Source organism: Methyloglobulus sp., from assembly GCF_046714055.1.
In the GTDB taxonomy this organism is placed as follows: Bacteria; Pseudomonadota; Gammaproteobacteria; order Methylococcales; family Methylomonadaceae; genus Methyloglobulus.
Window position 1 is genome coordinate 1 of record NZ_JBKKBJ010000250.1, and the last position, 7,236, is coordinate 7,236.

Annotated in this window: 9 protein-coding genes; 5 read left to right on the forward strand and 4 right to left on the reverse strand. The window is 47.8% G+C overall.

The window, feature by feature from the left end:
- Positions 1 to 193, forward strand: a 193-nt coding sequence (locus ACLQ6D_RS14875; RefSeq protein WP_411728096.1) for an HPP family protein, incomplete at its 5' end; no start/stop codon positions are given.
- A gap of 78 nt (positions 194 to 271) precedes the next feature.
- Here ACLQ6D_RS14875 and ACLQ6D_RS14880 read toward each other — a convergent pair.
- Both ACLQ6D_RS14880 and ACLQ6D_RS14885 read right to left on the reverse strand, forming a co-directional pair.
- Positions 272 to 790 carry a hypothetical protein gene (locus tag ACLQ6D_RS14880; protein ID WP_411728097.1) on the reverse strand — a complete coding sequence of 173 codons (519 nt, stop codon included), beginning with the start codon at positions 788 to 790 and terminating at the stop codon, positions 272 to 274.
- 2 nt (positions 791 to 792) lie between these two features.
- Positions 793 to 2,349 (reverse strand): catalase, encoded by a 1,557-nt coding sequence (locus ACLQ6D_RS14885; protein ID WP_411728098.1) that lies wholly within the window; start codon positions 2,347 to 2,349, stop codon positions 793 to 795.
- A 218-nt stretch (positions 2,350 to 2,567) separates the two neighbouring features.
- Between ACLQ6D_RS14885 and ACLQ6D_RS14890 the strand changes: the two genes are divergently transcribed.
- Entirely contained in the window at positions 2,568 to 3,437 is an 870-nt protein-coding gene (locus ACLQ6D_RS14890; protein ID WP_411728099.1) for a LysR substrate-binding domain-containing protein, read from the forward strand.
- A gap of 491 nt (positions 3,438 to 3,928) precedes the next feature.
- Entirely contained in the window at positions 3,929 to 4,141 is a 213-nt protein-coding gene (locus tag ACLQ6D_RS14895; protein WP_411728100.1) for a type II toxin-antitoxin system HicB family antitoxin, read from the forward strand.
- Positions 4,142 to 4,189: 48 nt separating this feature from the next.
- Here ACLQ6D_RS14895 and ACLQ6D_RS14900 read toward each other — a convergent pair whose 3' ends face one another.
- Both ACLQ6D_RS14900 and ACLQ6D_RS14905 read right to left on the reverse strand, forming a co-directional pair.
- Positions 4,190 to 4,507, reverse strand: coding sequence for a helix-turn-helix domain-containing protein (locus tag ACLQ6D_RS14900; RefSeq protein ID WP_411728101.1), 318 nt, complete (start codon positions 4,505 to 4,507; stop codon positions 4,190 to 4,192).
- The gene (locus tag ACLQ6D_RS14905; RefSeq protein ID WP_411728102.1) at positions 4,497 to 4,814 is read right to left on the reverse strand and encodes a transcriptional regulator; all 318 of its coding nucleotides are present in this window, start codon (positions 4,812 to 4,814) and stop codon (positions 4,497 to 4,499) included. The genes ACLQ6D_RS14900 and ACLQ6D_RS14905 overlap by 11 nt, the downstream gene beginning before the upstream one ends.
- Before the next feature lie 749 nt (positions 4,815 to 5,563).
- Between ACLQ6D_RS14905 and ACLQ6D_RS14910 the strand changes: the two genes are divergently transcribed.
- On the forward strand, positions 5,564 to 6,157 hold the full coding sequence (locus ACLQ6D_RS14910; protein ID WP_411728103.1) for a hypothetical protein: 594 nt from the start codon (positions 5,564 to 5,566) through the stop codon (positions 6,155 to 6,157).
- Between the two features lie 282 nt (positions 6,158 to 6,439).
- A complete protein-coding gene (locus ACLQ6D_RS14915) occupies positions 6,440 to 6,733 on the forward strand; it encodes a hypothetical protein (RefSeq protein ID WP_411728104.1) in 294 nt (97 codons plus the stop codon).
- The last annotated feature ends 503 nt before the right edge of the window (positions 6,734 to 7,236 follow it).

Below are 7,236 nucleotides of genomic sequence, written 5' to 3' on the forward strand. Positions count from 1 at the left end.
CCTTAAAGGAAAGCTGCTTTCTGTCGTTTCGTGTTTCAGTGCCATACTGGTCATTGCGTGGATTTCGCAGCAATTTACCCTAACCCACGCCTATCCTATGCTCATCGCTTCTATGGGTGCCTCAGCCGTCATTTTGTTTATCATTCCCAATAGCCGACTTGCACAACCCTGGCCTCTGGTAAGTGTCTGGTAGTGGGTTAAATCTGTAACTTTGATTGATACGGCGGAGTGCAAACCTAAAGGCCGTAAGACGGATTAAATGTAGGGCGGATTAGCCGCGCAAACATGCGATCCATTCGTCTTGATTAACCTTTGGGCGCGGCGTAATCCGCCAACTGCGGTGTCCATCCGACCTCCAGGGATGGAGGAAGTGCGGCAAATGGTCTGGAACCATTGCCGCCAAATGGCGGATTACGACGCGCGGGAAAACTTTGCAACTATAGAAGATTGGAGGGCTTGCGCGTCTAATCCACCCACTACTCATTTCGATTTCAACAAAAATTCTATGGGCTTTGTTGTTAAGCAATGTGTGTTTCATAGGCTGACCTTCTTCGCTGAATTCCACCAAGCCAATATTGCATACGGCGACGATTCTCTGACTGTCCGTCGTGGCACCTCCTGGAAGAATGCACTGAATTTTTGTTCGCCAACGCTTCTCTGAGTCTGGTAGGGTGGGCACACGCTTTTTTTGTGCCCACGCGAAAAGGATGCCACTATTTACAATAGCTGTGCGGAACACCGCAAATGCCGAAAAATGGTGGGCAAACGGTAAAGCTGTTTGCCCACTCACGACTATTCCTTATAGCTCTCGGCCCTATGTTTTACCTCTTCAAAATTAACACTGACCTGATCGGCAACGCGCTTGCCATACTCGCTATCGGCTTTATAGAGAAAGCTGGTGATAATGGTGCGGATTTCGGGATTCTTGACCGTTTTCAAATCGTCCGCGAACGCATTGACCAAGTGGGTTTGATCGGCTTCGGAGAACGAACGGTACAACTCCCCTGCCTGCTTGAAGTTTTGCGTTTTCTCAAACGGGATTTGCTGGGTGTTGCCCTCTAATGGCGACTGGCAATATTCATACTGTTTATCGTCCACAAAACCCTCACCACTGCGGCTAGGTTGATAATTAACCGTACTGGTTTCCGGCGTGGAGTAACCCGCGCCGTCCTGATTGTGCGAGTTGACCGACACTTTGGGCGCGTTAACGGGTAAATTCAAATGATTAATGCCCAATCTATAGCGCTGGGTATCGGCATAAGAAAACAGCCGACCCTGCAGCAGCCGGTCTTCTGACGGCTCTATACCGGGAATCAGGTTACTGGGTGCAAACGCCGACTGTTCGGTAGATTGGAAAAAGTTGTCGGGTACTTTGTTCAAAGTCAACTCGCCCACTTTACGCGACGCAACCAAGTCTTCCGGCCAGATTTTGGTGGCATCCAGTGGATTAAAATCAAAATCATCCAACTGTTTAGGCTTCATCGTCTGGATAACTAAATCCCAGACCGGATACTTGCCCTCTTCGATATGGCTATAGAGATCCTGTGTCAGATGATTAAAGTTTTTAGCCTGTATCGCCGATGCCTGTTCAGGTGATAGTCCTTTGTTGCCCTGCCGGGACTTCCAGGTAAATTTCACATAGGTTTGCTGACAATCGGCATTGGTAAATTTGAAAGCATGCACGCTGGAACCATTCATTTCCCGATAACTGGCGGGAATGCCTAAGGGTGAATAGACCAGCGTCAAGGTTCGCGTACTTTCAGGAATGTGAGAAAAAAAGTCAAAAACCCGTGACGCTTCCTGAATATTGGTTTTTGGGTTCGGTTTAAACGCATGCACCATATCGGGGAACTTGATGGCATCACGAATAAAAAAAGTTGGGAAATTATTGCCGACTAAATCCCAGTTACCTTGTTCGGTATAAAATTTAACGGCAAATCCATGCGGATCGCGTAAGGTTTCCGGTGAATGCTTGGAGTGAACGACCGAGGAAAAACGTACAAAAACCGGTGTTTCCTTACCTGTTACCTGGAAAGGTGCGGCTCGAGTGATGTCGGTTAAATCAGCCGTTGCCTTAAATACCCCAAACGCCCCGGTTCCCCGTGCATGTACAACACGCTCAGGAATGCGTTCACGGTCAAAATGCGCCAGTTTTTCTATCAGATGATGATCCTGTAACAAAGTCGGCCCCAGTGGTCCTGCGGTTAATGAATCCTGGTTATTGCCTACTGGTGCGCCGGTAGAGCGTGTCAAAACAGGTTCTACCGACCATGCCGAACTTGTAATAGCGATACTCACGGCAGCAGCAATGGCATTCACTATCAATTTATGGTTAGATTGCTTTTCCATAATGACCTCCTGACCTTATTTTTGCTGTATTCATTCGCCACAGCTTAACTTTACTTACAAAGACCAAACTCCGGCCTTTAACCGATAGAACACAAGCAGCCTTCATCAATATTATTCTGCTTTATTTCTATTGATTACAGGTTAACAATTTATATTATCAATGTATAATTGATTGTTTACATGGTATCAATTGATTTTATCTATATTAAGGAGCCGTTATGAACCTCAGAGATTTAAATTATCTGGTTGCCGTAGCCGATTTGCGCAGCTTTATTCAGGCAGCCGACCAGTGTTGCATCAGTCAACCAACCCTTAGCACTCAAATAAAAAAAATGGAGGAAAGCCTGGGGGTACAGATTTTTGAACGCACCAATAAAAAAGTGCTACCTACGGAATTAGGCGAGCAGATTATCGCTTCAGCCCGGCGTATATTGCTGGAAATCGATACGATTCAACAGATTGCCGGAAACGCCCAAGACCCGCTGGCCGGTAATTTCAGGCTGGGGGCATTTCCGACGCTTTCAACCTATATTTTTCCGGGGTTGGTTCCGCTAATTAAGCAGGAACTGCCAAAACTTAGATTGATCCTGATTGAAGAAAAAACCGATGTTCTCATTGCGCAACTTAAACAAGGTCAACTGGATGCCGCTTTGCTGGCAATACCGATACACGATGACACTCTGGAAACCAGAAAGCTGTTTGAAGATGAGTTCTTTCTGGCCGTAGCAAGTGATAACCCGTTAGCGGCAAGAGAAACGATAGCGCAGTCGGACTTATCTCATCAACAGTTATTGCTGCTGGATGAAGGACATTGCCTGCGTGGTCAGGCTTTACAAATTTGTCAGTTAAATAATGCGGAAGAACAGCAGGATGTCAGGGCGACAGGGCTTGAAACGTTACGGCAAATGGTCAGGGCGGGAACCGGCATCACTTTTATGCCCAAAATCGCCATTCATGAACCCGAAGACGGTATTAGCTATATTCCTTTTGACGATCCTGTCCCCAAACGTACTATCGGGTTGGTTTGGCGCAAAACCAGTGCACGAAATGAATTGCTTGAGCTGCTAACGAGTTTGATGTCTGCTTAAGTCTGGTAGCGTGGACACACGCTTTTTGTGCCCATGTGAAAAGGGTGGCGCTATTTACGATAGTTCGGGCGGATTCGCTGCGCAAACCCTCCAATCTTCATAAATGTAAAGATTTTCCGCGCGTCGTAATCCGCCATTTTGCGGCAATGGTTCCAGACCATTTGCCGCACTTCCGTCCTCCAGGGATGGGGGAGTTCGATAGCCGGTAGGGAACCGGCACCGCCTCCATCCCTGGAGGTCGGCTGCAATGGTTCCAGACCACAACCGCACTTCCTCCATCCCTGGAGGTCGGATGAACACCGTAGTTGGCGGATTACGACGCACCCAGAGGACAAACAAAACAGATAGATCGTGTATCTTGCGTGGCTAATCCGCCCTACATTTAATCCGCCTTACCGGGCTAAATTAACTTAACGCCGATTGACGTTATTCGAGTAATATTTACCAAGCACGTGCCATAATCCTAAAATATCGACTAGGAATCGACGACGATGCATAAATACGAAGTAATCATCTATTGGAGCCAAGAAGATAAGGCGTTCATAGCAGAAGTGCCTGAACTCCCCGGTTGCATGGCTCACGGCAGCACGCAGCCGACAGCCCTGGAAAATGTTAATCAAGCGATAGAATTATGGTTAAACACAGCCAAGGAATTTGGGGATACCATTCCCAAACCGAAAGGACGGCGACTTTTATACGCATGATGCGCCTCGTTCCTCGGCACATCCTATTGCGCTAATCCCCGCGCTTAGTTAAGCTCCAGAAGCCAAAACTTCACGCAATACTTCTGGATGTTTCACAACAATTTTTAGCAACGTCTCAGCAGCACCTGATGGTTGACGCCGTCCTTGTTCCCACTGTTGCAATGTACGGGGTGAAATATGCAATGCCTTTGCAAACTGGCTCTGAGATAAGCCGCATTTTACCCGAACAGCAATTATTTCATTAGGCTCAACGGCGTATGTCGCGCCGTGACGACCCGCTTTAACATCGCGTATTGCTTCAAGCAACTCTTCACCAATATTTCGTTTGGCATCGCGCTCTAACAGCTCTATTTCGTTACGTGGCATGACCCATTTCCTCCGCAATTTGTTTAAGAATGTGTGCTGGAATATTTTCTTGAGCACTCTTGGCATAAATAACCAGCAAGACCAATGCGCCACTTTTGAGGCGAACAGTGTAGATAACTCTTATGCCTCCACGCTTGCCAGCACCATGACGTGTCCAGCGAATTTTCCGGCAACCGCCAGAACCAGGAATGACATCTCCGGCTTCTGGATTTGCTGCAAGAAAAGAGGCGAATTCTCCGCGCTCTTCTTCCGACCAATAGTCCGGCCAGAGTTTTGTAAACAATGGAGATTCAATGAGTGTTAACATGTCTGCATCATACGCCAATGGCGTATAAAAAACAAATATCTGGTAGGGAGGGAAGTAGGGTTTGTAGTGCGGGTTAGACGCGCATAACAAACTGATTAGGGGGATTGGCTTATGCGCGTCGTAACCCGCCGCATTTAGTTATGCTTTTATACTACGTGCTACGTGCTTCGTTTATGGTGGATTGCCTACGGCGAATCCACCGTACAACTTACCCGCCATACGGCCATACGCACTATGAAATATTTTGAAAGCTGAATATTTTACTTTATTTTTACAAGCAAAGTGGTCGAATGATAGAAGCAGTAGTTGGCGCAAAGACTATCTGGCATAATGGGCTAGTTGGTATAGGTATTTATACGTATTGACTTATCCGGTTATTTTCTTTTTAATGTGCCGTTGCCAAAAATTAATAAAGAGGCAATGTAAGGTACTTAATTGAAAATATTCAAATTAATGTAAGTTTGGGGATTTTCTCAAGGACGCGCTACATAAGGGTTCCGTCATTAACGACGGCATAGCCAATTAGTTATGACGCTACAGTTCTACGGCTATTAGGGATGTCTAATATTTAGTCAGGCGGAGCGGTAACGCCTTCTTTTGCCGCAACAGAGAAAGGAACGCATTATGAAAACGAAAGCGATCTATCGAAAACATTATTCTTGGGGTAAACTTGGCCGCCTTACCGCAGCCGCGGTAATAGGTTTAGTTTCAGCCCCCCCCCGGCCCTCGCGGCGGTTCCCGCCATATTCATGCAACAGGCCACGATCAACGGCGCGGCGGACGCCGTAACGCTGACCCGCGTTCCGGTTATGAAGGCTGACGGGATAATCATCTACAAGGATATCTCCATGTTTTTCAACGTGGATTCCGCTGGCAATGTCACCCTGCCTTCCGCCTTGGTCCAGATCACCCCCTCCCCAACCATAAATGTCGGGGCGTTCAAGCCGGGGACTTACAACGGCTATGATCTTGCTCCTCAATGTGGGGGGCACACTTTCAAAGTGGGTAGCCCAGGCGTAGGGAGCGGCGGGCAGATCTCCGGCTCTATCCAGCGAATAAACGGCTCCAATTGCGATACATTCAACGCCAGCTGGACTTCGGGGCCGATCACGGGCCATCCCCATCAGGCAAAACTCAACGCGGCCGGCATCACCTCCACCGCCTACAACTGGGGGGTGATGGGAACCGCTGGGGGCCAAACCGTAGTCAGTGGCTGGAAAGCCGGGGACATCATTGGTGCGGTGCAGACAGGGAATCAGCTGTCACTGGTAAATTTTGGGGTTGACAATAAAGCGGATACCGTGCTGGCGTTTACCCTCTGTCCGACGGCAAATCCTTGCTGAGACGCTGCGCGGCATCGGGCTCGCGCAAGGCGGAAAAATAGGATCAGCCAAGGTGGGTAAAAGTGAAGCGTTGCCCACCGTAACTGCCTAACAATAGCATCAACTCGGACTGCCAACTTGCTCTTCGTTGGTAGCCAGTTTGCCTGTCGTTAGGTGTTTTTGAAGCAGTACCCACTCACAAGGGAGGTAAGCATGTTTACGAGATTCCAAAAAGTGTTTCTGTGCATCTTCGTAGTTTCACTCTTTCAAGGCTGTGTGACTGTAGGGAGTGAGCGGCTTGTAATGAAGAATGATACTTTCGCAAGCAAATACTCAAGCATCAGGCAAATAGTCATAGAAGAAGCCGCGAACAACGGCTTCAGTACGCTCACTTCCGAAGTAAAGCCCTCACAGTTTAACGGTTGGGAAGGCCAGTTATTTTTCCAGTTAGTGACTCCGAACGGCACAGATCAACTCTTCGTGGAATTTGAGAAAAAGAATGAAGGTGTTTCTGTGTGGGCTCATGGTGCAGGCACACGCGGCAATGCCAGTAGCGCCGCCAAGTCGATTTCTGCACGACTTAGTCAGCTGCGATAAATCTATGCTGTACTGTTTCAGCAATCTCAGTCGGGTAGGTTGGGTTAACGGCTTTATCGTTAACCCAACCTATCGAGGCCAAAGATGTTGGGTTGGAGCAGCGTCAACCCAACCTACGCCTAATGCTCCACATTAATCGGAGACTAAAAACCCTGGCTTCCGCAAGCTCCATCGAAGCTACTTTAGCCCGTAGCCCGTAGAAACCCATCACACCAATGCCAATATATCCAACCATGCCAAAACGAAGTTTCCTTTCAACCAATCCAGTCAATATCCATAAGACTGTGCCGTCGTTTGATGGGTTACGCTTTACCCTACCTATACTACAGTTTACCCATCATACGGCCGTTCTTCATATCCTTTCATTGCAAAACTTCATTTCAATACAAAGCCTTCACCAATTAGCATCACATTGCCCCAATAACTCCGAATCATCCAGTTTAAGCATTTCAACAAAACGCGCTTTTTCTTCTTCACTAGCGACCGGATAGCGGGTCTCAAGA

Bases quoted from the DNA above. Each gene is read 5' to 3' on its own strand.
- ACLQ6D_RS14885 (WP_411728098.1), bottom strand. From the start codon at position 2,349: ATGGAAAAGCAATCTAACCATAAATTGATAGTGAATGCCATTGCTGCT.
- ACLQ6D_RS14890 (WP_411728099.1), top strand. From the start codon at position 2,568: ATGAACCTCAGAGATTTAAATTATCTGGTTGCCGTAGCCGATTTGCGC.
- ACLQ6D_RS14895 (WP_411728100.1), top strand. From the start codon at position 3,929: ATGCATAAATACGAAGTAATCATCTATTGGAGCCAAGAAGATAAGGCG.
- ACLQ6D_RS14900 (WP_411728101.1), bottom strand. From the start codon at position 4,507: ATGCCACGTAACGAAATAGAGCTGTTAGAGCGCGATGCCAAACGAAAT.
- ACLQ6D_RS14905 (WP_411728102.1), bottom strand. From the start codon at position 4,814: ATGTTAACACTCATTGAATCTCCATTGTTTACAAAACTCTGGCCGGAC.
- ACLQ6D_RS14910 (WP_411728103.1), top strand. From the start codon at position 5,564: ATGCAACAGGCCACGATCAACGGCGCGGCGGACGCCGTAACGCTGACC.
- ACLQ6D_RS14915 (WP_411728104.1), top strand. From the start codon at position 6,440: ATGAAGAATGATACTTTCGCAAGCAAATACTCAAGCATCAGGCAAATA.